General features: G+C 44.6%; 27 protein-coding genes. 18 read left to right on the forward strand and 9 right to left on the reverse strand.

Annotated elements, in window-relative coordinates; genetic code table 11:
- Positions 1-1,188, reverse strand: coding sequence for an aminotransferase class V-fold PLP-dependent enzyme (locus JUI58_RS25075; RefSeq protein ID WP_204106589.1), 1,188 nt, complete (start codon positions 1,186-1,188; stop codon positions 1-3).
- 230 nt (positions 1,189-1,418) lie between these two features.
- Here JUI58_RS25075 and JUI58_RS25080 point away from each other — a divergent pair, with 230 nt between their 5' ends.
- Positions 1,419-2,543: a class I SAM-dependent RNA methyltransferase gene (locus tag JUI58_RS25080; protein WP_204106590.1), complete on the forward strand. Its 1,125-nt coding sequence runs from the start codon at positions 1,419-1,421 to the stop codon at positions 2,541-2,543.
- 18 nt (positions 2,544-2,561) lie between these two features.
- On the opposite strand, the gene JUI58_RS25085 is transcribed toward JUI58_RS25080, so the two are convergent.
- A complete protein-coding gene (locus JUI58_RS25085) occupies positions 2,562-3,884 on the reverse strand; it encodes a nucleotide sugar dehydrogenase (RefSeq protein WP_204106591.1) in 1,323 nt (440 codons plus the stop codon).
- A 268-nt stretch (positions 3,885-4,152) separates the two neighbouring features.
- On the opposite strand from JUI58_RS25085, the gene JUI58_RS25090 reads away from it, so the two are divergent.
- Positions 4,153-4,332 (forward strand): hypothetical protein, encoded by a 180-nt coding sequence (locus tag JUI58_RS25090; RefSeq protein WP_204106592.1) that lies wholly within the window; start codon positions 4,153-4,155, stop codon positions 4,330-4,332.
- Between the two features lie 101 nt (positions 4,333-4,433).
- Positions 4,434-6,428, forward strand: a complete 1,995-nt coding sequence (locus tag JUI58_RS25095) for a hypothetical protein (RefSeq protein ID WP_204106593.1) — start codon at positions 4,434-4,436, stop codon at positions 6,426-6,428.
- Between the two features lie 14 nt (positions 6,429-6,442).
- Here the strand turns inward: JUI58_RS25095 and JUI58_RS25100 are convergent, their stop codons facing one another.
- Both JUI58_RS25100 and JUI58_RS25105 read right to left on the reverse strand, forming a co-directional pair.
- A complete protein-coding gene (locus tag JUI58_RS25100) occupies positions 6,443-7,231 on the reverse strand; it encodes a class III extradiol ring-cleavage dioxygenase (RefSeq protein WP_204106594.1) in 789 nt (262 codons plus the stop codon).
- Positions 7,232-7,282: 51 nt separating this feature from the next.
- A complete protein-coding gene (locus tag JUI58_RS25105; protein WP_204106595.1) occupies positions 7,283-7,534 on the reverse strand; it encodes a hypothetical protein in 252 nt (83 codons plus the stop codon).
- Between the two features lie 50 nt (positions 7,535-7,584).
- Between JUI58_RS25105 and JUI58_RS25110 the strand changes: the two genes are divergently transcribed.
- From JUI58_RS25110 to JUI58_RS25125, 4 genes are read left to right on the forward strand one after another with little or no spacing between them, the layout of a single operon-like run.
- Positions 7,585-7,752: a hypothetical protein gene (locus JUI58_RS25110; RefSeq protein WP_204106596.1), complete on the forward strand. Its 168-nt coding sequence runs from the start codon at positions 7,585-7,587 to the stop codon at positions 7,750-7,752.
- A gap of 15 nt (positions 7,753-7,767) precedes the next feature.
- Entirely contained in the window at positions 7,768-8,031 is a 264-nt protein-coding gene (locus tag JUI58_RS25115) for a hypothetical protein (protein WP_204106597.1), read from the forward strand.
- A gap of 58 nt (positions 8,032-8,089) precedes the next feature.
- A complete protein-coding gene (locus JUI58_RS25120; protein WP_204106598.1) occupies positions 8,090-8,380 on the forward strand; it encodes a type II toxin-antitoxin system Phd/YefM family antitoxin in 291 nt (96 codons plus the stop codon).
- Positions 8,377-8,724, forward strand: a complete 348-nt coding sequence (locus tag JUI58_RS25125; protein WP_204106599.1) for a hypothetical protein — start codon at positions 8,377-8,379, stop codon at positions 8,722-8,724. The genes JUI58_RS25120 and JUI58_RS25125 overlap by 4 nt, the downstream gene beginning before the upstream one ends.
- 46 nt (positions 8,725-8,770) lie before the next feature.
- Here JUI58_RS25125 and JUI58_RS25130 read toward each other — a convergent pair whose 3' ends face one another.
- Positions 8,771-11,554, reverse strand: coding sequence for a family 10 glycosylhydrolase (locus JUI58_RS25130; protein WP_204106600.1), 2,784 nt, complete (start codon positions 11,552-11,554; stop codon positions 8,771-8,773).
- Positions 11,555-11,863: 309 nt separating this feature from the next.
- Between JUI58_RS25130 and apcD the strand changes: the two genes are divergently transcribed.
- From apcD to JUI58_RS25150, 4 genes are all read left to right on the forward strand, one after another.
- Positions 11,864-12,337: an allophycocyanin subunit alpha-B gene (gene apcD / locus JUI58_RS25135; protein WP_204106601.1), complete on the forward strand. Its 474-nt coding sequence runs from the start codon at positions 11,864-11,866 to the stop codon at positions 12,335-12,337.
- A 118-nt stretch (positions 12,338-12,455) separates the two neighbouring features.
- The gene (locus tag JUI58_RS25140) at positions 12,456-12,941 is read left to right on the forward strand and encodes an allophycocyanin subunit beta (RefSeq protein WP_204106616.1); all 486 of its coding nucleotides are present in this window, start codon (positions 12,456-12,458) and stop codon (positions 12,939-12,941) included.
- Between the two features lie 91 nt (positions 12,942-13,032).
- Positions 13,033-14,436, forward strand: a complete 1,404-nt coding sequence (locus JUI58_RS25145) for a chlorophyll a/b binding light-harvesting protein (RefSeq protein WP_204106602.1) — start codon at positions 13,033-13,035, stop codon at positions 14,434-14,436.
- 233 nt (positions 14,437-14,669) lie between these two features.
- Positions 14,670-16,820 (forward strand): hypothetical protein, encoded by a 2,151-nt coding sequence (locus JUI58_RS25150; RefSeq protein WP_204106603.1) that lies wholly within the window; start codon positions 14,670-14,672, stop codon positions 16,818-16,820.
- A 30-nt stretch (positions 16,821-16,850) separates the two neighbouring features.
- Here JUI58_RS25150 and petE read toward each other — a convergent pair whose 3' ends face one another.
- Positions 16,851-17,237 carry a plastocyanin gene (petE, locus tag JUI58_RS25155; protein WP_204106604.1) on the reverse strand — a complete coding sequence of 129 codons (387 nt, stop codon included), beginning with the start codon at positions 17,235-17,237 and terminating at the stop codon, positions 16,851-16,853.
- A gap of 122 nt (positions 17,238-17,359) precedes the next feature.
- On the opposite strand from petE, the gene JUI58_RS27185 reads away from it, so the two are divergent.
- Entirely contained in the window at positions 17,360-17,452 is a 93-nt protein-coding gene (locus JUI58_RS27185) for a cytochrome b6-f complex subunit PetL (RefSeq protein ID WP_275414396.1), read from the forward strand.
- 54 nt (positions 17,453-17,506) lie between these two features.
- Here JUI58_RS27185 and JUI58_RS25160 read toward each other — a convergent pair whose 3' ends face one another.
- On the reverse strand, positions 17,507-18,457 hold the full coding sequence (locus tag JUI58_RS25160; protein ID WP_204106605.1) for a serine hydrolase: 951 nt from the start codon (positions 18,455-18,457) through the stop codon (positions 17,507-17,509).
- Positions 18,458-18,503: 46 nt separating this feature from the next.
- Between JUI58_RS25160 and JUI58_RS25165 the strand changes: the two genes are divergently transcribed.
- From JUI58_RS25165 to JUI58_RS25175, 3 genes are all read left to right on the forward strand, one after another.
- On the forward strand, positions 18,504-19,184 hold the full coding sequence (locus tag JUI58_RS25165; protein ID WP_204106606.1) for a C40 family peptidase: 681 nt from the start codon (positions 18,504-18,506) through the stop codon (positions 19,182-19,184).
- Between the two features lie 127 nt (positions 19,185-19,311).
- A complete protein-coding gene (locus JUI58_RS25170; RefSeq protein WP_204106607.1) occupies positions 19,312-20,175 on the forward strand; it encodes a biotin--[acetyl-CoA-carboxylase] ligase in 864 nt (287 codons plus the stop codon).
- 52 nt (positions 20,176-20,227) lie between these two features.
- Positions 20,228-21,997, forward strand: a complete 1,770-nt coding sequence (locus JUI58_RS25175; protein ID WP_204106608.1) for a M23 family metallopeptidase — start codon at positions 20,228-20,230, stop codon at positions 21,995-21,997.
- 83 nt (positions 21,998-22,080) lie between these two features.
- Here the strand turns inward: JUI58_RS25175 and JUI58_RS25180 are convergent, their stop codons facing one another.
- Entirely contained in the window at positions 22,081-22,578 is a 498-nt protein-coding gene (locus JUI58_RS25180) for a pentapeptide repeat-containing protein (protein ID WP_204106609.1), read from the reverse strand.
- 73 nt (positions 22,579-22,651) lie between these two features.
- On the opposite strand from JUI58_RS25180, the gene JUI58_RS25185 reads away from it, so the two are divergent.
- Together JUI58_RS25185 and JUI58_RS25190 are read left to right on the forward strand one after the other, a co-directional pair.
- Positions 22,652-23,224, forward strand: a complete 573-nt coding sequence (locus JUI58_RS25185) for a Uma2 family endonuclease (protein ID WP_204106610.1) — start codon at positions 22,652-22,654, stop codon at positions 23,222-23,224.
- Between the two features lie 99 nt (positions 23,225-23,323).
- Positions 23,324-23,896 (forward strand): Uma2 family endonuclease, encoded by a 573-nt coding sequence (locus JUI58_RS25190; RefSeq protein ID WP_204106611.1) that lies wholly within the window; start codon positions 23,324-23,326, stop codon positions 23,894-23,896.
- Positions 23,897-24,040: 144 nt separating this feature from the next.
- On the opposite strand, the gene JUI58_RS25195 is transcribed toward JUI58_RS25190, so the two are convergent.
- The gene (locus JUI58_RS25195; RefSeq protein WP_204106612.1) at positions 24,041-24,430 is read right to left on the reverse strand and encodes a DUF4351 domain-containing protein; all 390 of its coding nucleotides are present in this window, start codon (positions 24,428-24,430) and stop codon (positions 24,041-24,043) included.
- 274 nt (positions 24,431-24,704) lie between these two features.
- Here JUI58_RS25195 and JUI58_RS25200 point away from each other — a divergent pair, with 274 nt between their 5' ends.
- Complete coding sequence (locus JUI58_RS25200; protein ID WP_204106613.1) at positions 24,705-24,899, forward strand: DUF2281 domain-containing protein; 195 nt, start codon at positions 24,705-24,707, stop codon at positions 24,897-24,899.
- Positions 24,900-25,044: the final 145 nt, after the last annotated feature.

Raw genomic sequence — 25,044 nt, forward strand, 5'->3', positions numbered from 1 at the left:
CTATAAACTACCCAATACTTTAATTAATTGATCCATCTCCGACGGTAGCGTAAAATAATGGACACAGGCTCGAATACAATCAGGATTAGCAAGAGTTCTGAGAAAAAAGCCCTGTTGTTCCAATGCTTGTACTAATTGTTTGTGACCAATATTTCCCGTGAGTTGAAAAGAAATAATCCCCGCTTCTGGAGGAGAATTTCGCAAGCAATGAATATTAGGTAAAATCGAGAGACCCTGCCATAAATATTGTCCATTCTGATGGGTTTGCTGATAACGTGCCTCTGCATCCCCCCATTTGTGGTGAACTGCAAGTGCAGCCCGCAATCCCACATACAATTGATAAGCAGAGGTAGCTAATTCAAATCTGCGTCCGTCGGATTGCCAATCCGTCGGCATTCCCGTGCTAGTATCAACCACTACCCCCCGCCAGCCAATGAAAGTTGGACTCAAGGTTTCTAAGGCTGGGCTGCTAACATAAAGTCCGCCTACTCCTGCGGGACCGCACATCCATTTATGTCCCGTAAAGGCATAGAAATCTATCCCCAACTCATCCAAGTTTAACGGTAGGGAACCCCCAGATTGAGCCGCATCGACAAGAATTTGTACCGGGTGATTACTCTTATAGTTGCGACAAAGTTCGATAATTTCCGCCAACGGTAAAACCTGTCCCGTATTCCACAATAAATGGGACATAATAAACAAGCGAGTATCGGGGTGCAAATGCTGTTCGATCACCACAGAAGGATTGCCGCGATTGAGGGTTGCCGCGATGGGACAAGTTGTTACTTTCACTTTAAAGCGGCGGGCGATTTCTTTAACTGCCCCAATCACCCCAGGATGTTCGCAATCAGTGATGAGAATGCGATCGCCTTCTTGCCAATCAATCCCCCATAACACAATATTGCAACCGGCGGTCACATTTTCCGTTAAGGTAATATTCTTGGCTCTGGTGCCTAATTCTCTGGCTAAGGCTTCTCGGGTCAGTGCCGATTCCTGCATCAACCAATTATTCACTTGTGCCGAAAAAGGACCTTGGTTTTGCGTGTATTCATAAGCCTTATAAATTGCCTCTAGCGCCATTTTCGGCATGGGACCTTGACCGCCAAAATTAAAGTAGGCTTTATTGGCAAGGGAAGGGAAATTCTGTCGGTGTTGCTTTAAAGATTCCGTGGCGGAGGTCGCGGTCATGTGTTTTACAGTTAAACAAAGGTTGAAGGAAGGTTAAGCTCTTCGCACATTCAAGTTTATCTCATGCTTAGAACAAAATTTCTGAATTAATCTCCGAGGGATGGGGGGGAATATCAGGATATTGGCAAAAATGGGGGCTTTTGGATTCTCCCCCCTGATCAAGCAAGTTGAGTTAATAGCCTTTCTCCGGCTGCGATCGCCTACAATAAGAACTCATTTACATTAAAGCAATGACCCGCTATTTTGCGACTGTAGCCCGAGGATTAGAGGCGATCGCCGCCCGAGAGTTAGAGAATTTAGGGGGGATGGAAGTGAAAACAGATTTTACGGGGGTGCATTTTGTTGGCGATAAAGAGTTACTCTACAAGGTCAATTTATGGTCGAGAATTCTTTTTCGCGTTTTAATGCCGATCGCCGAGTTTCAATGCCGCAATTCTCAAGAACTTTATCAAGCGGTGTACGATATTGACTGGCAAGAATATTTAACGCCAGATAATACTTTAGTTGTTCATGGGACAGGGGGAAACGAACAACTTAATCATACTCATTTTACGGCATTACAAGTAAAAAATGCCATTTCAGATCGTCAGCGTCAAGAATTTGGTAGGCGATCGAGTGTCGATCTCCAAAACCCTGATCTGTCGATTAATCTTCATGTTTATCGCGATCGCGGCGTTCTCAGTTTAGATAGTTCTGGAAGTAGTTTACACCGTCGCGGTTATCGTCCGGCGGTGGGATTAGCGCCATTGAAAGAAACCTTGGCGGCGGCATTATTAGAAATGGCAGAATATAACCCGAATATTGCCTTTTTCGATCCCTTATGCGGTTCCGGGACGCTACCTTTAGAAGCGGGCTTAAAAGCCTTAAATATTGCCCCAGGTTTATGCCGCGATCGCTTTGCTTTTCAAACTTGGCAAGATTACGATGAAACTCTGTGGCAAAAGTTAGTTAAGGAGGCACAGGAAGGGCAACGAGGCGAACTTTCTGCACCGATTTTGGGCAGCGATCGCGATGGGGAAGTGATTCAACAGGCACGAGAGAATGCAACTCCTTGTGGGTTGCGCGATCGGGTTCAATTTTCAGTTCAAGATTTCTCTCAAATCCTACCCCCTTGCGAAACAGGGATTCTCCTTTGTAATCCTCCTTATGGAAAACGCATCGGCGAAGTTAAACAATTAGAGGGTTTTTATAAACAAATGGGAGATGTTTTTAAACAACGCTTTACTGGCTGGACTGCTTATATTTTGACAGGGAACAAAGAACTGGCTAAAAAGGTTGGGTTAAAAGCCTCTAGACGCTTTCCTGTTTATAATGGTTCTTTGTCCTGCACGTTGTTAAAGTATGAATTGTATTGATTTTTTTAGGCTGTTTCATTAGGCCGCATCTGTAGAATAAGGATCGTGAAAATGCTGAATTTTCTGTTGAGATTGCAAATTATTCTGATGAGTCAAATCGATAATTTTTACCGCGTTGGGTAGTGCTTTCGCTGTAGCATGAAAAATAGGACGATTTTGGACAATAATCACCAACTCACTCTCAAAAATAGCCTCATCTAGCGATCGCGCATAAACTGTACCCAATTGAGGAAAATTGCGAGTAATATAATCGCGATTATTGCCAATGAGTTTATTGAGATGAATATCAGGATCAAAAACACGCAATTCTATGTTTTCTTGCCATAATTGTTTGAGTAAAGGGATGACAGGAGTTTCTTGGAGATTGTGCATTTTTGGCTTATTTGTTAAACCCAAAACCGTTACTTTTTTGACTCTCAATTGGCGCACTTTTTCAACCACTGAGGTAATTTGTTCTCCATTGCTAGGTAAAATAGCATTTAAAATGGGCAAATTTACATTGCATTCTTCACTTTGAGAAATCAGCGATCGCAAATTCTTCTCAAGAGAAGACCCCCCAAAAGCAAAACCCGGTTGCAGGGGGGCAGAAAACTGGTTATTCTGCCAGAGGAGATCCATCACTTCATCCCCATTAATATTAAGGCGATCGCAGAAGCGTCCCATTTCGTTAGCAAAGCTGATTTTAAGCGTCTCAAAGGCATTCGCAGACATTTTTAGGGCTTCTGCGGTTTCTATGTCCGTGCGGTGGATTTGAGCGGGAATATCGCGATATAATCGTTCAAGAATGTTACCCGATCGCGAATCCTCTTCGCCAATAATGATATAAGGAGGGGCAAAAAAGTCCGCGATCGCTGTGGTTTCCCGTAAAAATTGAGGATTGACTGCGACTCCAAAATCTCGACCTACTTTTTTATGTGAGTATTTTTCTAATAAGGGAATAAGGATATTACGAGCGATGCCAGGTAAAACAGCACTTTGTAAGATAATAACGTGATAATTTTCCGACTCTTGCAAACCTTGGGAAATTTCTGCGGTCATTCCCTCCACATATTTGAGAATCGGTTGTCCTTTTCTATTAATGGGAGTTTCGGCACAGATGAGAGAAATATCAGCATCTTTCACATCCTCTCTTCCTTCTACTCTCCCCCATAAATGACCAGATTGTACGGCTTTTTTAACCATTTCTCCAAGTCCTGGTTCTTGAATTGGGCTTTTTTGATGATTAATAGCCTTAATTTTGGAAGGGGTTTTATCAATCGCGATAACATTATGTCCTAAGTCTGCCAAACACGCGGCAATAGTTGTACCAATATAATCCAATCCCCAAACAATAACTTTCATAAGTTCTGCTTTCCTTTTTGTGATTTTATATTAGACATTGCCTAAAAAGTTTACAAGTAAGAACTTACCTGCAAGAACAATTTTTAGGCTAATTTTTGGCGCGATCGCCGATCCTAGATCTTCCCCGTGTAGATGCGAATGGGAATTAAATTGCGATCGCCTCCCGATTGTCCCCTGAATCTTAATGCTCTTCGTTGTCCTAACTGGCTGACTTTTCAGCAATTAGAGCATCGGATTAGATATCCTTGCCCTCTAATATACTCAATTATTGCGCCAAGTTGTCAGCGATCGCGATCGCAAGTTAGTCTTATCTTCATTTTTACTCTTTTTACTATTCAATAAAGAGAAATCCGGACAACAATTATCAATCTACAAAGTTTATCTGTCATCGGCACTCACCTACAGCCCAAGAAAGTTAATGGGGAATGTGTTTTTTGTCTTGAATTGACTCACTTTAATTTTTATCCTGTACTTAGCCTCTCAAATTAAATATGCTAAAATCTCAGAATACGAAAAACAACTAACTCTGAAAATATTATAACTCCAGGGATGATCTTTGATTATAAACGCAACTTGCGGCTAACTGCTGCAATTATAACCCTTCTCTTTACTGGGTGCGCGACACCGAGTAGAGATATTGTTTCTAATTCTCTTGAAAACAAGCGCGATCGCCTCCTACAACCAGTAGCACAAACCCAAACACTCCCCCTGACAAACTTAGAAACAGAATGGGGAATTTCTCTTCCTAAAGTTGATGACAAATACAAGAATTTTTGGACACCAGAATTAGAAGCAGAATTTCAACAACGCACCCAAATTGCCATTGAATATTATGCTGGAAAACAGTACGGAACAACCTACGGAGAACGAGAAAAACAAGCATATCCCCTCGCGATGTTAGACTTTTTAGCAGGTAATCGAGAAAAGGCGATCGCAGCCCTACAAGCAGAAGATGTCGAAGCCGAAAGACACCAACACACTCAAGGCATAGACTACTACTATTCTTTCACCTTAAAAGGACAAATTCGCAAATACTTTCTTTGGGGGACTTATCTCGATCCTGCTTATAAACAACGGATGTTTGATGGTGCGAAAGAATGGACAAAACAAGACCCTAAAACTCGTCCTCATCCCGTCTATGGTCATGGCGATCGCAGTTTAGAAGGATGGGATATGAGCAAGCAAGGAAACTGGGTAGATGGTCGCAATACAGATAATCTCCGTGGGATGCGAGATATTGCTATTTATCTCATGGCTGAAGAAACAGGAAACGAAGAAACCCGCCAACTTTATAAACAAAAAATACAGCGTTATGTCTGGGCGCTCTATCATATTGGTATGGGGGAATGGGACTCGCCAATTTATCATGGTCATACCTTCGCTTCTTATCTTAATTTATACGATTTTGCTAAAGATACAGAAATGAAAGTATTAGCAAAAGCCGCCCTTGATTGGCTCTCAACAGCCGCCGCAGTGAAGTATTATCGAGGAGGATGGGGAGGACCGAATAAACGCGATAGCAACGGCACAAATGTTGTTTATGGAGCCGGTGCAGCCAGTTTATTTTGGCTTTATTTCGGAGATGTTACTGATCTTAATCCTAAACCAGAACGAGATTCAATTCATATTATTACCAGTTCTTATCGCCCTCCGCAAGCAGTTATCGCCCTCGCGAGAAAGCAATTCAACAAACCTGTTGAATTATTAGCAACTAAACCCGTTTATGAAAATTGGCAAGAAGGAGGAGAAGATCGACCTGGATACTGGGAAACAACTTTTTTTGGCTATCATTATCAAATGGGAAGTATTGTCTCAGATTTTCCCGATGGCGATGTTGCACCCTTTAAAATTATTGCTGACAATGCCGATCGCGGTTCCGATATTTTCCTCGCTAATACGGGAGGAAAATGGGCGCAACCAGGTAAAAAACCGGGGGATGCGATCGCACAATTTCGCAATTTATTAATTTGGCTGCGTCCAGCAAATAATACTCCCTTTTTCTTGCAAATTCCGAAGACAGCAAATGCAGAAATAGAACAAGGAATTTGGTTTTTTCAACTCGATCGCACTTGGCTGGCCTTGCGTCCCATTGGCTTAGACAAATATACTGAAGTCAGCATCGAAAATAAGAAATATCAAGAGGCTTACAGCGAGGAAATAACCTTAAAAGCAGAAATAATCGGCGATCGCTATGCCGGTTTTGTCCTCGAAGTCGGCGAATCCGAAACCCACGGCAACTATGCACAATTCAAGCGAAATGTCAAGGGTAAAAACCAATTAAACTTGCAAGATTTAGCAACAGGAACAGTAGAATTACAAGGAACTCTAGGAAATACTTTATCCTTAAGCTATCAAGATCGCGATCGCATCCCCCTCGTTAAACGAAATGGAGAAATTTATAACAGATTAAATCATTTTGAACTCTATCGATCGCTTCCCGAAGGAGTCCCCATTTCCCTCGGTTGGAAACAAGGAACATTGCGAGTTGAAGCCGGAGGAAAAACTTTTACCAGCACTGTTACTGGCGATGGTAAAGTGGAGTAATTGTGCATTTTTTATTACTCATTGCTGATGGAAAAAGCTGCCATGCTGAGAACACCATAAGTAAAACTTGAATGTAAAACTTTGCCTATTGCACCCTCTCCTCCCGCACCCATTGCCACAAAAAGAGGCAATAAATGCTCCTCCGTGGGATGGTTGCGAAGGGCATAAGGGGCGCGATCGCGATAATTTAATAAGGTTTCCCATTGATTATTGGCAACAGCATCATTTAACCAATCTGAAAACTGTGTTACCCAGTTTAGGGGCTTTGCATCTAAGGAATTCCCAGCCAATTCTTTTAAATTATGGGTTGCACTTCCACTAGCAAGAATTAAAATACCCTCTTCTCGCAAAGACGCTAAAGCACGTCCCAACCCAAAATGATAGTGTGGCTCTCCTCTCAATTGTAACGAGAGTTGAATCGTCGGAATATCTGCATGGGGATACATCAACATTAATGGCACCCAAACGCCATGATCCAATCCACGACCCTCTTTTATTTCTGCATTATATCCTTGCTCTTTTAACAAAGATTCTAGGCGATCGCTTAACACCGAATCCCCTGCAACTGGATATTGCAAGCGATACAACTCCTCGGGAAAACCGTAAAAATCGTGAATTGTTTTCTGAGATGATGCCGTACTAATTGCGGGAGTTAAAGTTTCCCAATGGGCAGAAATACTTAAAATCCCTTTAGGTGTAGGCAAAAACTGTCCCAGTTGCTCGAGAAAATCTCGGGCGGAACTGGGATAGATCGGCAAATTCGGCGCACCGTGGGAGACAAAAATTGCAGGAATTGCAGACATCATTCAGCTTTCCATAACGGTCGATTGCAAAACTGTGAGCCTCAATTATAGCTAAAATAAAGGGCAAAACTGACGCAAACACAGTTCTATTTCGCCATGATCGGGAATCCACGTGATCCAGCGATCGCTTTCCACTTTACACAGCAACAATGCTTCATAGTGAGCATACTGAGAAGGCAAATCAAACAAAGAAACCCAATCACCGCCTTCTAAAACCTGAAAATCATCTTGGGAAATATATTGACACGCATCCCATTCTATTTGAGAGGGACTCGTCTTTCGAGAGAGTTGTGCGATCGCCATAAGACCTGCTCCTAATATTATCAATCGCTGACAATCCCCATTATGGAACAATGCAATCAATTGCTGTATATTTTGATACAAAACTTTTCGATCTGCCTATTCCGCGATCGCACCCCATAGCGAATCAAGAGATCGATCCCCACAATGAGGCGATCGCCATAAAACTTGCTCTACATACCATGAAGAATCCCAAGAGACTCGGTACAATCAAAAAATAGCCATCTTTGAAAAAAATGATCACTCAAACAATGGTACAACCTTCCTCATGGATTGAAACAGGTATCCAGATCCAAAAGGTTCGAGAACTCAATCTTTTCAAATTTACTGATGAGCTTCAAACTCGTCTTGAAATCCTCATCGATCGCAAGAAAAATAACGACCTTACGCCAGAGGAAACGGCTGAACTTGCCGGCATTACCGAACTTGATCGCATTTTCACTCTCATCAATGCTCGTATTATTATTGCAATGGGTTTAGACTCCGATAACCTCTCCTAGAACATAAAGTTTAGGCTAAATCGGCATATAATTCAGATGCGGATTCAATCTCAAAACAATGCTAGATCTAACTCAAGATATTCGTTCTCTGACCGAATTCAAGCGAAACACGACTGAATTGGTTGAAAACCTCAAACGCACCAAACATCCTCTTATGCTAACGGTTAATGGCAAGACTGAACTTGTTGTTCAAGATGCTCAATCCTATCAGGAACTTCTCGATGCTGCTGAATTGCTCAAAACTCTGAGAGGAATTAAACGCGGTCTTAAACAAATGAAACAAGGCCAATGTAAAGCAGCAGAAGACCTCTTTGCGGAAATGTTCGACCAATTGGATAATGCTTCATGAGCGATCGGTATAAGATTGTCATTCAACCAGAAGCAGAACAAGGGATTAAAGATGCTTATTTCTGGTTTAGCAATTATTCCCCACGTCAAGCACGCAGTTGGTTAGAGGGTCAAATAAATCCATTTTATCTCTGGAGAAAATGCCCCTTCGCTGTTCTCTTGTTTTTGAGAATGACTTCTTTGAAGAAGAGAGAAGAAGAGATTAGACAACTTATTTACGGAAAAGGGAAGAGTGCTTATCGAATCCTGTTTACTGTGATAGAGAACACAGTACAGATTCTTTTTATTAGGCACTCAGCCCAACAACCTCTATCACCTGAAGATGAAGAAAGGGAGAACTCTTAACCTCTTGTCCTATAAATACTGTCGCAGTAGAAACTAACAACCAAAACTATCGATCGCGCCCCCCATAACGAATCAGGCGATCGATCCCCGATAAGCGATTTTGCCAGACTTGTACCTGATAAGGTTGTTCCCGTGCTTGCTGTCCCATCCAAGCGCCAAACCCCTGCCGAAACGTCCCGAGTGCGCTAGTTGCCCGTCGCAGATTTTCCGGCGATCGCGAATTTGCCAGGGTCGTGAGGGCAATTTCCACCGCCTTTGACTGCTTACCCCATTCTCGCATGGCACGTTCATCCATCTGTAACTGACCGCTTACCAGAGAAAGACCCCATTCCCGTTGGAGAATCTCAAAACGTTTCAGTGCCGTTTCCAAAGGTTGGCGATGGGCGATCGGTTCATTAGAGTTAGAATTGCTTCGTCCTTGGGTATTACGAAGAATAGTTTGCAAATTAATACTCAAATTTTCCGCCGCAAACAAAGAATAACCCTCCGTTTGAGAATCCCGTAAATACTGCATTTGATCGATCGCCACCATAGTCGGTAAACCTAACAAGCGAATTCCAGGCAAAAATAACGTCGATCCCTGCACATTTTCATCGAGGATAGGTTGTGTTAACTGTTGCAACTCATCCGTTGCATCCGCATAGGTCATAGGGGTAATTGCATCCAGATAATCTCGTCGTACCCACTCCTCCCAATGTTGTTGAATGCGTCCCAACCGATCCTGAGTCGGGATGGGAAAAACCGCCGCCGACAAGATGATATCGGGGTGTTTTTTCCGCATCAATTCCGATACTTCTCCGACAAAACTATCCACCTGTTGAACCCGGAATTGCGTCCAATCGGACCAAAGCGGATCCCTGGCGGAAAGTTTCGCAGGATCTACCCCTCGCAAGCGATAAAACGCCTGCCGAGAAGCCGCACCAAACCCATAATTTAAACCCCGATTTGGGTCTTGGAAAGGATAGCGAATGTAATCTAATTGAATACCATCAACATCATATTTGCTGGCGATTTCATCCAAAAGTCTGAGTAAATATGCCCGCAGTTCTGGATTTGCAGGATCAAAAAAGGCCTTTTTCGTATTCACTTGAAAAGGATTTCCTTGGGCATCCGTCCCCACCCAGTCGGGATGCTGGGTTAAAACCGGTCCGAGATAGTCTTGAGGCTGCCTCAAAATCTGATTGTGACGTTGATTAGCCGCCGCAAAAATCCACGTCCAAGCGTGGAGTTCCATCCCCCGTTCGTGAGCCAATTCTATCGCCGCTTCAAGGGGATCCCAGCCCTGTACTAAAGGGTTTTGCTCCGGTGCTACTTCACTGGGATAAATAGTATAACTGGCATTCACCGTTTCAAAAAAGACCGTGTTAATGCCCGCATTGGCAAGGCGATCGAAAATTCGTCCTAATTCCTGCTTCGATCGCGTTCGCACAATGGTACCGCGATCGAGCCACATACCACGAGTTTCCGGGTAATGCAGTCGTGCTTCCGTGGGATAGCGATCCCAAATCAAGCTCCGAACATAGCGCCCTTGATTCCTCGCTTGCGGAAAATCCCCCTGTTGAATTAAGGTTTTAAAAGTTTGCAACTGTTCGCGAACTTCCGTCAGTTGAGCATTGAAAGAATTATTGCGAGTTTGTACGGACTTCTCTGCAACCTGTTCGATCACCTCGTTGAGGGAAATTCCTGCATTTTGGTTGTTCGCTTCAGCAATCAGTAATGCACTTTCGTAACGACCCTGCAAGCGTTCCAACTCCTGCTGTAGCCCACGCAAATCAGCAGGAGTTGGGGCAGGAGTTGTAGAAGGAGGAGTTGTAGAAGGAAGAGTTGTACGGGGAGGATTTGTACGGGGAGGATTTGTGCGGGGAGGATTTGTGCGGGGAGGATTTGTGCGGGGAGGATTTGTGCGGGGAGGATTTGTACGGGGAGGAGTTGAGGAATTGCGGGGAGGAGTTGTACGGGGAGGAGAAACTCGAGGAGAAGGATCGGTAGTCGGTTGAACAGCTATAGTTTCAGAATCTCCACAAGAACCTCCTGTAGAGTCCGTCACCGGAGAAAAACGCCCGTAACGATTGAGAGAAGCCTGTAACCACAAACTATCTGCCTCAGTAGAAGCAACCTCATTATTGCCCCAACGCCATCCTAAAAAGGTCGATCGGTCAGTAATGATCACAGCAGGAGGGGTCCCTTGTGCTTGCCAAGTCGCCACCGTTTGACTATTTGTTCCCGTGGGGATAATCGCACCGCCATGTACCGTTGTAGAGAGACGGGAAAACCCGGCAGTGTTGGGATTATCTCCAGTTTGAATCTGTAAGGTAGAAGGAGAGGTGAGGGGAAAACCCCAATAGGCACCAAAAAGCGATCGCAATTGAGTTTTAATCTGCGGTTGCGATAAATGTCCGGCGGGACCTGTGACAATCACCTTCCCCCCTCTACGCATCCATGTATCGAGGGCATTGACTTGAGCGCCAGTCAGAGTTTCCAAATTGGGTAGGAGTAAAACCCCCACTTCACTGTTGAGAATGTTAAAAGTCCCGCCGGGTCGAATCTCCGCGAGATCCACGGTGCAGTAATCTAGTCCCGTCTGTTGCAAGCGCTGATTGATACTAGACCATTGCCGAACATTTTCTTGACTTCTCACTACTCCGAAGCGATTTTGGACAGGAGAAGTATTGCGATCGCGCTGCGCCAACGCTTCGCCGGGAAATAGCCCCAGTATTAAAGTTAGAAAGACCGAGGGAATGACTCGTCCAGAAAAACGAGTAAAAAGAAAAGAATAAAATAGTCTTTTCCTGCCTTCCCGCTTGAAACTCTTGCTCAGATAATTGTTCAACGCCGACATCTCCGTACCACTACTCGTGGATAAACTCTCAATAATTTCAGTAAAGCATACGAATTTAGGCGTGTCAGCGTGTCATTGAAGAATGAGAGAACTTTTCTCAGGCTCAATGGCACTCAAAAATGTTGCGAATCTTAGCAGTTTCTCGATTGAGAATTTCGAGAAGTTCCGCGATAGCAAGGTTTCTAGCAATTTTGTAACAAAAATATTGCTATTTGCGAACTTTTCTTAATAAATTGTGCAAAACTTAGGAATTCACCATATTTTGTTACCTGTAGAGAATTATTTCAATCAGGTAAACCTATGAGTCTCATTGCTCAAGTTATCGCTCAATCCGATGAAGCCGATCGCTTCCTCAGCAGTACCGAGTTGACCAAACTGCAAGATTTTTTCAATAAAGGACAACTCCGCATTACCGTCGCGCAAAAACTCGCAGCCAACGAGCAGAAAATTGTTGACGAAGGCAGCAAGAACTTCTGGTCGAAATGCCCTAAAACCCCTAGCAACTCTGGAAAGCCGGAAAAAACAGCATTGTGCCAACGGGATCAGGGTTGGTACATTCGCTTAGTTAGCTATTGCGTCTTAGCTGGAAACGACAAGCCTTTAGAAGATATTGGTTTGGATGGAATGCGAGATATGTATGTTTCTTTAGGAGTCCCCCTGGCCAATTTGCGAATTGCGATGGGCAGCCTCAAAGACGTAGCAGCAGGAATGATGACCGGGGAAGAAATGGCTCTGGCCGCCCCTTATTTCGATCGCCTGATCCGCTCCTTTTAAAATCAGCGCCAATTTCTGGAAAAAAACTGGGATAAAGTCCCAATTGCAAGTTTAAGTCCATCGCAAAATGCGATCGGCAAAAGCATTTCACAGCACAATTTTAAAACAGAGAAATACCATGCAAGATACCATTACCTCCGTAATTAATCCGGCTGACGAGAAAGGGACTTACCTCGACTCGAGTGCATTAGACGCACTGCAAAAATATTATCAAAGCGGCAGCTTGCGCGTGAAAGCAGCAACGGCAATTAGTTCCGGTGCCGATGGCATTATCAGCGAAACCGTTGCGAAAAGTTTGCTCTACGGCGAGATTACCCTCCCCGGTGGCAATATGTACCCCACTCGCCGCTATGCCTCTTGCTTGCGGGATTTGAGCTATTTTCTCCGCTATGCTACCTATGCGATGTTAGCAGCAGATGCTTCTATTCTTGATGAGCGGGTTCTCAATGGACTCAAAGAGACTTATACAACCTTGGGAGTTCCCATCGATCGCGTTATCGAGTCCATTAATGCCATGAAAGAGGTTGTCACTCAGCGCGTTGGCACTGAAGCAGGTCAAGAAATGGGCGTTTACCTCGATCGCATTGTCTCCGGTTTGCAATAAATCTGGGTAAATCTTCCCGTAACCTCCTCCCCTTGTCTGGGAGGAGGCAAAAAATTGTTATTGCAGAAGAGATTGAGGAAACGGCGAAATTATGTACGCTTCAAAAACAACAGATTCGGAATATTCTTGGTTAGCGGGCAATGCTCGCTTTATCGATTTATCAAATACCTTTATCGTCGCTCACGTCGCCCAAGCCGCTTTAATGATGCTGTGGGCAGGAGGATTTACCCTCTTTGAAGTGGCGAAATATGCCCCAGACTCACCCTTGTACGACCAGGGACTAATTTTACTCCCTCATTTAGCAACTTTGGGCTGGGGAGTCGGAACTGGAGGAGAAATCGTCGATACTTATCCCTACTTCGCCATCGGCTGCATTCATATCGTGGCGGCGATCGTTTTGGCAGGGGGTGCGTATTTTCACAAAACGCGAATTGCCCCCAGTCTCGACCTTGCAGGAGGAAAAGCGGCGCAATTTCATTTTGCTTGGGATGACTCTAAAACTTTAGGGTTCATTTTGGGGCATCACCTGCTAATTTTAGGCTTTGGGGCGCTCCTATTAGTAGCCAAAGCCATGTTTTTTGGCGGTCTGTATGATGCCACTATAGGAGAAGTGCGATTAGTGAGCGAGCCAACTCTGGCTTTCGGCGCGATCGCAGACTATCGGACGCATCTTTTCGATGTCAACAACCTCGAGGACCTCGTTGGGGGACATATTTATGTTGCCATTATCTTATTCCTTGGCGGCATTTGGCATATTCTCGTCCCGCCCTTTAATTGGGTAAAAGCGCGTTTCTTGTTCTCAGGAGATGGTATTCTCGCTTACTCCTTATTTGGCATCGCTTTGGCAGGTTTTGCTGCCTCCTATTTCTGCGGTTTTAATAGCCTTGCCTATCCGGTAGAATTTTACGGGCCGACTCTAGAATTAAAATCAGCGTTTACCCCCTATTATCTCGATCCGGCGCAAACTGAGGCTTGGAGTTATTCCTCTCGCGTCTGGCTGGCGAATGCTCATTTTTATCTCGCCTTCTTTTTCTTGCAAGGATCGATCTGGCATTTTCAACGGGCTATGGGCTTTGATATTGCCACAATGTTTCAATCTTGGCAAGAAGATTTGTGGGGAGAGGGTTCTTCGCAATCCGTCTATCAAAGGCCATTCCAATGCCAACCTCAATTCCGTCCCGAGGTTTGCTACGAACCGGCTTTTGCTGATGCCGAGGCACTCTCTCCCTCTTCAGGAAATGGCTATGTTTACCAATTGCCTGCGGTTAACGATCGCTCGTCTTTAACGGAGATCGATGGGGTGAAAAATTCCCTGTACCAAACCACTTATCAACCCAAGCGGAATATTTTTTACCAAGCATCAAAGCGATCGATGTTTGGCTATTCTGCTTCAGGAAAGAGCTACGCCCCTGCCAAACCGAAGCCGGAAGATTGGGATTACCCCCAATCCATCCCTACGGTTTTCTATGAAGCGAGTGCATCTCAGTCTGAATAAAAGCAGATTATCCAACACTTAAGAAATGGGGGGAAGCGCTTGGCTTTCTCCCATTTTAATTAATGTCTAGCATTTAAGTTGCGCTATTCTCAACTGAGCTAGAGACAAAATGATGTAGCGGGATTGCTCTGCTTCTTCGCAAAATTCCCTTGTCAGTCTGGAGAAAAACAACTTATCATAAGCACGTTCCCCGAATTTAAGTCTTGAGAGGTTGTCCCCTCTTTGCTGCCAGCATGAATAAGCCGCCAAAACGTCCCGATCGCCATCGCCATTCCGAGGAATATCGCACTCCCCCCAGCGCCAATGCAGGAGGGACTCCAAGCGATCGCCACAATATGAATAGCTATCGGGACGGTCTTTATCGAGTGCCATCCCTAGGTCAGCCTAAAGCAAATCCTCGAAAAATAACCTTGCCAATTTCTGGGCAGCCAGTTTCTGGGCAGCCAATTTCTGGGCAAAAGTTATCCACCGCCTCTAAAATAACCCCTAAAACAACCTCTAAGTTTGCCAATCCGCCTCGAAAACAGCCTCTGCAAAAGGTATCACCCCCCAAAACAGAATCCCCCTCCCCATCCCCAAAACACCCCTTAAACTGGCTATTTAACTGGCAATTGTGGGGGAGTTTGCTGGTTCTGATCACGGGAACAACTGGATTCACTGCCACGGCATTACTGCTACAATTGCCGGCGGTGCCCAATTGTCCGGAAATGTTTTTGCCCACAGCTTCGGCTTCTATGCGTCTCTATTGCGCTCAAATCGCTGCCAATAAGCAGGATGCCGAAAATTTGCTCTATGCGATTCAATTGGTAGAAAACTTGCGGGAAGACCATCCCCTGCGCCCGGAAATCGATCGCTTGGTGGAAGAATGGGTCTCGGAGGCCTTGCTCCGGGGGGAAGAAAAATATCAAGCTGGAGATTTGGATGCTGCGATCGCCCTCGCCAGGCAAGTTTCTCTCCATTTTGACAATAAAACTCTGATTGAAGAACGCATTGCCGGTTGGCAGTCCACTTGGGCAGAAGGAGAGCGCATTGAAGGAGAAATCAAGGATCATTTAGGGCGATCGGCTTGGGGACAAGCCTTTCAGTCAGCGGCCAGTCTGACCAAATTAAATAACCGTTATTGGTCAACAACCCGTTACGATCACTGGTATGAGCATTTGAATTTAGCGCGAGAGGAAAGTCAAAAGTTAGATAAAGCCTTTGCTCAACTGCATCGCGGGGGTTTGGATAATTTGTTGCAGGCGATCGCCATTGCGGGGGAATTCACTGAGGACAGTAGCGCCTATGCCGAAGCGCGATCGCTGATGAAGGAAGGTTCCGATCGCCTGCTGGATCTGGCCTTTCAAAATTTGAAATCTGGAGACTGGCAAGGGGCAATGCAGATTGCCAATAGCATTCCTGCCAATTTAAACTTAAATGAAGAGATTATTGATATTAATAATTTGGCAGATGCGTCTTCAACGGCGAGTTATGGCTCGATAGCAAATTTAGAAGACGCGATCACTGCCGCTCGGGAGATTGCCCCAGGTCGTCCTCTCTACGGTCGTTCTCAAACCCTGATCCAACAATGGCAAGCGGAAATTGAAGGTATCTCAAATTTAGCACAGGCTGATCGCCTCGCCCGAGAAGGTTCTGCCAGTGCCTTTGATGCCGCGATCGCCCAAGCTCGTCTCATTCCTGCCAACAATCCTCGTTATAATGAGGCACGAACAAAAATCAACCAATGGCAAGGCCGAATCGATGCCCTCAAAGCGCGACCAGCCTTGGATCGAGGAGAAGTTCAACTGGCCAGTGCGAATGGGCTGGAGTCGAGTATCGATCCCCCCTTATTCCCCACTCGTCGCGAAGGAAATCAAAGTAATGGCAACTCGTCCGCTTCTGGGGTGGTAAACTCGCGGCCAAATGGAGGCACCAATAGCGCTCGCGATCGCGCTCTTCTCAATGAAGCGATCGCCTTAGCCAACCAAGGACGCTATGGGGAAGCCATTGAAGCCTTGGGGCAGATTAATGAAGATAGCGCCATCTCTCGGGAGTCCCAGAATCGTCGCGATCGTTGGCAGCGAGATTCTCAAGCTCAAGTCACTTTAGCGACGGCCTATCAACAGGCTGGAACACGCACTCCCGAAGGTTTGAGGGCGGCGATCGACACCGCTCAAAACATTTCCAGCAATTCTCAAGTTACAGTGCAAAGCCAACAGGCCATCGCCACTTGGAGTGCAGAAATTCTCTCTCTAGCTCGAGGAAAAGCCAGGCAAGATTTACAAGAGGCGATCGCGATCGCTCAACAAGTTCCCCCCAACACCCCCACTTATGCAACGGCGCGATCGCAAATTGCCGTTTGGCAGGAAATGCTACAAAATCCCCCAGTTTCCGATTTGAACTAATCCCCGAGGTATCTATGGTTTGATTTTTCTTTACTCAACAGTAATACTGGCAACCATTCCAGCCCCCCGATGAGGTTGGCAGTAATATTGATAGATTCCTAATGGTACATCTTGAGGAAAAGTTGTCGCATAAGTCTGTCCTGGAGCAAATAACAACTTACTCGAGGAAAGAGCAGCTAAATTTGCGCCATCGGGTCCTTTATTGAAAACGACATTGTGAGGTGCTAATTTATTCATGACAAAATTCACCGTATCTCCTGGTTTGATTTGGAGAGTATCGGGAACGAATTTAAGCACCCCATTATCTGCACCCATTTTGACCGTATAGGTTTCAGCAGCAACCGGAATTGCCCCAACAGCAAAGGTTATGCACGCAAACAAGATGATGGACAAGAATAATCCCAGTTTCTTAAGCACGATTTTAAAAAATAATATCCAAGGGTAATCTGGAAGTATTTTAATTGTTTATTGATAATTGTTCATTGATAATTGATAATTGATAATTGATAATAATTCATTGAACAACAAGGAGATTCTCAATGGCTATAGTTGCTTATGTGGGTATTTTAGGCGCTTTGACTGTAACGGCATTTGGTCTTTACAAAGGATTCCGCGCTGCTGGGTTGATCTAGTCAAGAGCTTGGGAGACCAGATATTTGCATATCTGGTTTCTGAAAATTGGTTGCCTACATGATCATGGTTTTCCCAGCTTGAATTGCTGCCAAGATCTGTGCTGAGACAAAAGGCAATAACTCGCGGTTTTGCGCTTGTGCTTCCCCTTCCGTAAAGACTGTTAAAAGATAAGGCTGAATGGTAGGCACTTCAATATAAGCGCAGTCGTGACGCACCCGAGAAGTCCATCCTGCTTTTGACCAAAGTTGCGCTTGTGGGGGCAAACTTTCCCCCAAAAATCCTTGGACTTGGTTTTCGTCCCCTGGTAATAACTCTACGGGATCGAGACTGCGGTGCAGGAGTTTCATCATCGTTTTGCAGCGATCGCTGGACACGGCTACCCCTCCGACAATACTGTGGAATAAGCGTGCTAAGGCGTTTGTGGTGAGCATATTCCGATTTTCCAGCAGTTCTCCTACGAACACTCGTTCTCTACCGTAAGGACCATCTCCCCAGGTTTTTTGATTGATATTAATACTTTCAAGTTCTTGCCAGCCTAAAGATTGATAGTAACGATTAACGATATTGCGCTGATATTGCCAAGTGGTAAAGGGTTCTGCGGAAATTTCTGGACCGCTTGTTGTTCCACTTAACATATCTACAACTAAACTGGTGGCATCATTGCTGGAGTCTGTAATCATATCCCGAATAGCGCGATCGAGTTCTGGCGATCCATTCACCATCTCTTTTTCTAGCCATTCTAGAATTGCCACCAAATAAAACAATTTTACAATGCTGGCAGGATAAATCCTTTCTACTCCCCGATAGCTGAATCCTCGGACCCGATAGTGCCAAAATTCTTCATGGGAAATAGCTCCTCCAGTATTGACGAATACGGGGGCATCATAAACAATCCATGTTAGGGCAATTTGATTACGAGCCAAACTGGGAAATTTGTTCCATGTTACCTCTAAAATTTCCGAGCCGATTTGTTCGAGTTGTTCGTTTTTTTGAAAGAAAGCCATTGGTTTAATTATCAACTATCAACTATCAATTATCAACTAATTAAGTATGTCTGAGTTTCCTTTTTATCTTCCCGCTTCCGCTAGTGGCGAATATTTCTGTAAGACTAATCTAGATCTCTATACTTCTCCTCGGTGTGATGGTTTAGCAACTCAGGCTGCAAAAGGAAGACATTTGCAAGTCTTGCAGCATCAAGATGCTGCTTTGGAGGTTTGCTTGTGCGAGGATAATTATCAGGCTTGGTTGCCCTCTAAATACTGCGATCGCCTTTACCCAGCATCCTCTCCTTATCGCCCTGTTTCCGTTTCCCGAAAAGAGATCGAAGTTCGCATTCCCGATATTATCGCATTTACCAAAGCGGCGATGACTGTCCACCATCATTATCTTTGGGGAGGGACGGTATCTCCTCATTATGATTGTTCTGGGTTAATGCAGGCTGCTTTTGCGGCTTCGGGAATTTGGCTGCCTCGAGATTCCTATCAACAAGAAGCATTTACACAGAAAGTTTCTTTCGAGGAATTATTACCGGGAGATTTAATCTTTTTTAAAGAAACTAAACGAGTGAATCATGTTGCTCTTTATTTGGGAGAGGGTCAATATATTCATAGTTCTGGTAAAGATAAAGGACGCAATGGCATTGGCATTGACCCCCTTTCGCCGGATGGTGGAGAAATTGCACGCACTTACTATCAATATTTGTTCTGTGCGGGACGAGTGTTTGATAGTTGATAGTTGATAGTTGATAGTGGATAGTTGATAGTTGATAGTTGAGAGTTGATAGTTGATAGTTGATAGTTGAGAGTTGAGAGTTGAGAGTTGATAGTTGATAATTAATTGGTTAGTTAGTAATTGAACAGTGTTCGATCGCCAAACATTCCAACAAGTCTTCGATCGCCTTCCTTGTCATTTTTCTCAAGGGGCGATCGCCTTACACCATTACGAGGTTTTAGAATCTACAAATACAACGGCCTGGGAATTGTTAAAAAATGGTGCATCTTCTCCCCTAGTTGTCATTGCCGATCGCCAAACTGCTGGACGAGGACAGTGGGGACGGCAATGGCAAAGCGATCGCGGTGGTTTATATTTATCCCTAGGAATGGCTATCGAAAGCGCGATCGGCATTCATCTGACATTTTCTAGCGGTTGGGGTATTGCTACAGCACTGGGTCGCGAGGGCATTCCCGTGGAACTAAAATGGCCAAATGACCTAATTTTAGAGGGTAAGAAGCTCGGGGGCATTAAAACAGTCACCAAGGGGCAGGTAAGAGGCAAGAGGCAAGTTTATCCACCCCCAACTCCCAACTCCCCACACTACACAGTAATCGGGGTGGGCATTAATTGGCAAAATCAGCCTCCAGAGCCTGGAATTGCGCTGAGTTCATTTTTACAGGGTCAATCTCGAGGGGCGATCGCCACGCTGGAAAGTTTGGCCGCAATTACTACTTGTGGTATTTTGTCTGGATATCATTACTTTTTAAACGAAGGAGTAGACGCGCTATTATCTTCCTATTGGGAACTTGCGATCGCAAAAGGACGTTCTGTAACTATAAATGGTTGTCCTGGGAAAATTGTGGGTATAACCCCCCAAGGTGAACTTCGCATTCGGATCGAGTCCCCAGGAGCCTCAACCGAAATCTGTTGTCCTCCTGGCACAATTACTCTAGGATACGATCGGAAAGATAAAAATTTCAGCGAGCGATCGCTGCATAAAAAATCCTAAAAACTCCAAGAAAAGTTAAATATAATTCCCTGTTGTCTGTTGTGAGGAGCAAATGACTCAAAACCACTCTCCAGAAAAAAATCTACACCGTTTAATGAGAACTTGTCTCATTGGCAAAAGCCTCGGAATGCTGGGCAGTCTCAGCTTATTAAGTGCGGGCATGGCCTGGGCGAATACAAATACTTTTGTTGATAATCTTACCCCCGCCGCTTCCCCCGCCCCTGCAACTCCGCGCCTCTCCAAACCAACCAAAATACAAGTAACTACCCCTCCCCCTCGAGTCGCTCAACCTGCGCCCAGACCCGCTCCTCCCCCCCCACAAATAGCCAAACCCCCTCGTAACGCGAATCCTGTCGTTACCCGACCTCCTGCCCCTGCTCCTGCCCCTCGTCCATCGGTCAGACCCGCACCCCAACCCGTGGCGCAACCCCAACCCACTCGACCCGCGAGAACCGTGGCGCAACCCCAACCCACTCGACCCGCGAGAACCGTGGCGCAACCTGCTCCTCGTCCCGCACCTCGCAATACTCAGCCTAACTTATCGGCTCCTGTGGTTTCCGTTCCCGAGTCGAAACCTGCCAGCCGAGAGATTCCTGAATATTTGATCGATCGCCCCAACACAGCCTCGGCAAGGGAAACCAATAATTTCATTGATCGCACGAATTACAATGGGGGAACGACGGCGCAAAAGCCCTCTCCGGCAACTTCAGCAAGTGTACCTAGCCGCGATCGCCCTACCGTTGTCCTGAGAAACCGCAGGACGGGATGCGAAGCTGTCGTTCAGAATGGTCGCTTAAGTAGTGGCAGTTGTAGCACGAGTCCGAGACAACCTCGCGTTATTCCCCGTCAAACCCCTGCACCTCAAAATGTTGCCCGTCAGCAAAATGTTGCCCGTCAGCGCGTTTCTGTGCCTCGGGTGGCTATTTCCCCGAGTTCCCGTTGGCAGGGAGCATCGGTTCCTATTGCCTCCTCCCGTCGCATCCGAGTAGTTCCTTCCCCCGCAGAATGGGCCGCACTCACGGGAGTTAGCTCTCCAACCCGATACCATACGGAACCACAAAGGGAAACGAACCCAACAACAACTCGTTCCCAGGCTTATCCCAATAACGGCAATACAGGACTGCTCTTTCCTCTGCCAAGTGCCGCTCAAATTTCCTCTACTTTTGGCTGGCGACTTCATCCTATTTTTGGGGACTGGCGAATGCACTCGGGAACGGATATTTCGGCTCCCCTGGGAACCCCTGTTGTTGCTAGTTATAAAGGTGAAGTTGCGATCGCCGATTATGTTGGCGGTTACGGCAAAATGGTAGTTCTGCGTCACGAGGATGGAACTCAAGAATCTCGTTATGCTCACCTATCAGAAATTTTTGTCGAGCCTGGAGCTTTGGTAGAACAGGGAGAAGTTATCGGCACAGTGGGCAGTACGGGAAATTCCACGGGACCTCACTTACACTTTGAATGGCGGCACTTAATGGCTACTGGGTGGATTCCTGTAGATGCGGGACCTCATTTAGAATGGGCAATGGCAGAGATGTTACAACGGCTTAACCCCGAGGAAGCAGAAGTTACAACCGCAGACGAAGCGGAATTACTCGAACCTTCTCTCTATTTTTCCCGCGCTGAGGAACTGGAAGAATTAGTTTTGGGCTTGGGGACGTTGGTGGCTCCTGATCCTAATGATCCTTTACAGGAGACAATGACGGAGGCTTTAGAAAATATGCCTCAAGAACAACCATCGGAAGAACAGGAAAGCCCCTTCTCGACTTACATCAAACCAGGTGAAGGTCCTGAAAATCACATTCAAATCCGGCGATCGAATTAAACCCCTCTTTATAACCTTTCCTAACCCCTCCTTATAAAACTTACAAAAGGATATAAAAGGAGGGGTATTTTATTGCTAGTCTCTTAATTACCAAAATCATCGCAATGCTGAGTATTTTTTCTGCCATTGGGCATGATAGTCTGACAAAGCCTTGCACCGCTTAAAGTGTTTTCCCTCAACCTAGCCCCTCTTAAGTTAGCATTTCTGAGATCGACACCTCGCCAGCGAGTTTCTCTCAATTCAGCAAGCCTTAAGTCTGCTTCTCTTAAGTCGGAGTTACTAAAGTTTGCAAAACTCAATTCAGCCCCGCTTAAATTAGCCCCTCTCAGATCGGTATCTCTTAGGTCAGCATCAATCAAATTTGCTCCTCTGAGATCGGCACCGCTTAAATTTGCTCCTCTCAGGTCAGCACTATTCAAGTTAGCATTTCTTAAGTTAGCATCGCTTAAGTCGCACTCAGGGCAAGCGTTAGTTGCGAGTAATTGTGTTAGGCGATCGCCATTGAAGGCAGTAACAGGAGAGGAAAACCAGGGCATTGTCAGAAGGGGAATGGAAATCATTGCTAACGGTAGTTTTTTCATTGGGTGCGATCGCGTTTTCTGAATCGTAACTATAATACTAAATAAACACAATATTGCCTTGTTAGGAGTTAAGATGACCAATTTGACTCTCGACCTAGAAACTGTAAATCTAACTGATGAACAATATTATCAGTTGTGTATTAAAAACAAAAATCTTCGCTTTGAACGCAATGCTAATGGAGATTTAATAATTATGTCCCCTACAGGTGATGAAACAAGCAATCGTAATGGCAGGCTAACGCAACAATTATTTAATTGGTCTGATACTAATGAGTTAGGAATTGTTTTTGATTCTTCGGGAGGGTTTAAGTTACCAAATGGTGCAGAACGTTCCCCTGATGCCTCATGGATTCCTCTCGAAAAATGGCAGAAAATACCTCTAGAAGAAAGAGAAAGGTTTAGCAATATTTGTCCGGATTTTGTGGTGGAATTAATGTCTCCTAGCGATTCATTGAAAGCAACTCAGGAGAAGATGCAAGAATATTTGGATAATGGTGCAAAATTGGGGTGGCTGATTAATCGGAAAAAAAGACGAGTGGAAATTTATCGACAAGGTAAAGAGGTAGAAGTTTTGAACAATCCTTCCACACTATCGGGAGAAGATGTATTACTGGGATTTGTTTTGAAATTAGCTAAAATTTGGTGAATATTAGGACGTGCGATCGCCTTTCTGAGGGGATTGTTTTGGAGATGCGATCGCGCCTATAATACAGATAGAAATAACATTGCATTGCTAGGAGTTAAGATGACCAATTTGACTCTCGACCTAGAAACAGTAAATCTGACTGACGATCAGTATTATCAGTTATGTATTAAAAACAAAAATCTTCGCTTTGAACGCAATGCTAATGGAGATTTAATAATTATGTCCCCTGCTGGTGATGAAACAAGCAATCGTAATGCTGGGTTAACGGCTCAACTTTGGCTATGGAATGAAGATAAACAATTGGGTATAGTATTTGATTCTTCAGGGGGTTTTAAGTTGCCAAATGGTGCAGAACGTTCTCCTGATACCTCATGGATTCCTCTCGAAAAATGGCAGAAAATACCTCCAGAAGAAAGAGAAAGATTTAGCAATATTTGTCCGGATTTTGTGGTGGAATTAATGTCTCCTAGCGATTCATTGAAAGCAACTCAAGAGAAGATGCAAGAATATTTGGATAATGGTGCAAAATTGGGTTGGCTGATTAATCGGAAAAAAAGACGAGTAGAAATTTATCGACAAGGTAAAGAGGTAGAAGTTTTAAACAATCCTTCTACACTATCAGGAGAAGATGTATTACTGGGATTTGTTTTGAAATTAGCTAAAATTTGGTGAATATTAAAGGTGCATCTCAAAGTTGCAAATTTACAAAATTTCCTCGAATAACTCTGATTCTAGGGAGCGAGACGCTCCCACTACGATAATATCTAAGGGTAGCGATAGTCCTATTGAAAGAATTTTTGGTATGAGATGGATTTTTTATTCCTCGGTGCGATCGCTTTCTGATTCCTCAGTTTTTGATTCGATCTTTGCCAACCAAGTTATTAAATTATCCAAACTTTCAAAGGCCAGCATTTCCAACCCTAAAACTTCCAATTGAGAGGAATTTAAACCCGAAACTCGTTCTTCTAGATCGGGTGCTAATTGGTCAAATCGCCACGCAAGTTGACGTAAAATTAATTTTAGCAAACTTTCTTGACGACCTTCTTGACGGCCTATCTCGATTCCTTCTTCCATCCAACTGGTGACGATTTGCATAACTTCCTCCTTTTCTTTTGGTTTAATTGTAGCAATTTGTTCGATAAATAGGCGATTTTCGGACTCGTTTAATTTTAGATAACTGTCCACAAACCCAGAAATCAGTTGCATTCGTTAGGAGTTTTGTTCCGCAAAACGAACTTGAGCGATCGTGGTCAATATTGGCTTGTTCTTGCATCTCTCTACATTTTAAGTTAATTCCAGTTGATGAACGATGATTTTGGCTGCATCTCAAGTTTGTAAGTTGATAGGCTTACCGTTAGGATTATACAGGATTGATGAAACCTAATTTTGTTCATTTTCTCTTGACAGGATTGACTTGACAATGATATTCTGACAGAGTGGGAATCTGTGCGTTCCTGCGAACCCGTTTTCGAGAGATAAAATGAATGTAAAAGAAAGAATTATGCAAGAAATCGAGCAAACTCCAGAGTTTCTCGTTGAGGAAGTTTTGGATTTCTTACAGTTTCTCAAAAATAAATACCAACAAGACAAACGAGGGGTAACTCTTCTCAGTGAAGCATCTTTGAGTCGGGATTGGTTAAAACCAGAGGAAGATGAAGCATGGCAGAATTTGTAAAGGGTGATGTTGTCATTATTCCTTTCCGGTTAATGGGTATAACAAGCTGGCAAGATGCCCGCACTACTGTAATTATTGAATATTATCGTAGTGGGAGCGTCTCGCTCCCTAGATTTTTAATGATAGTATTCATGCGGATTTGATA

Source organism: Spirulina sp. CCY15215 (assembly GCF_016888125.1).
Classification (GTDB): domain Bacteria; phylum Cyanobacteriota; class Cyanobacteriia; order Cyanobacteriales; family Spirulinaceae; genus CCY15215.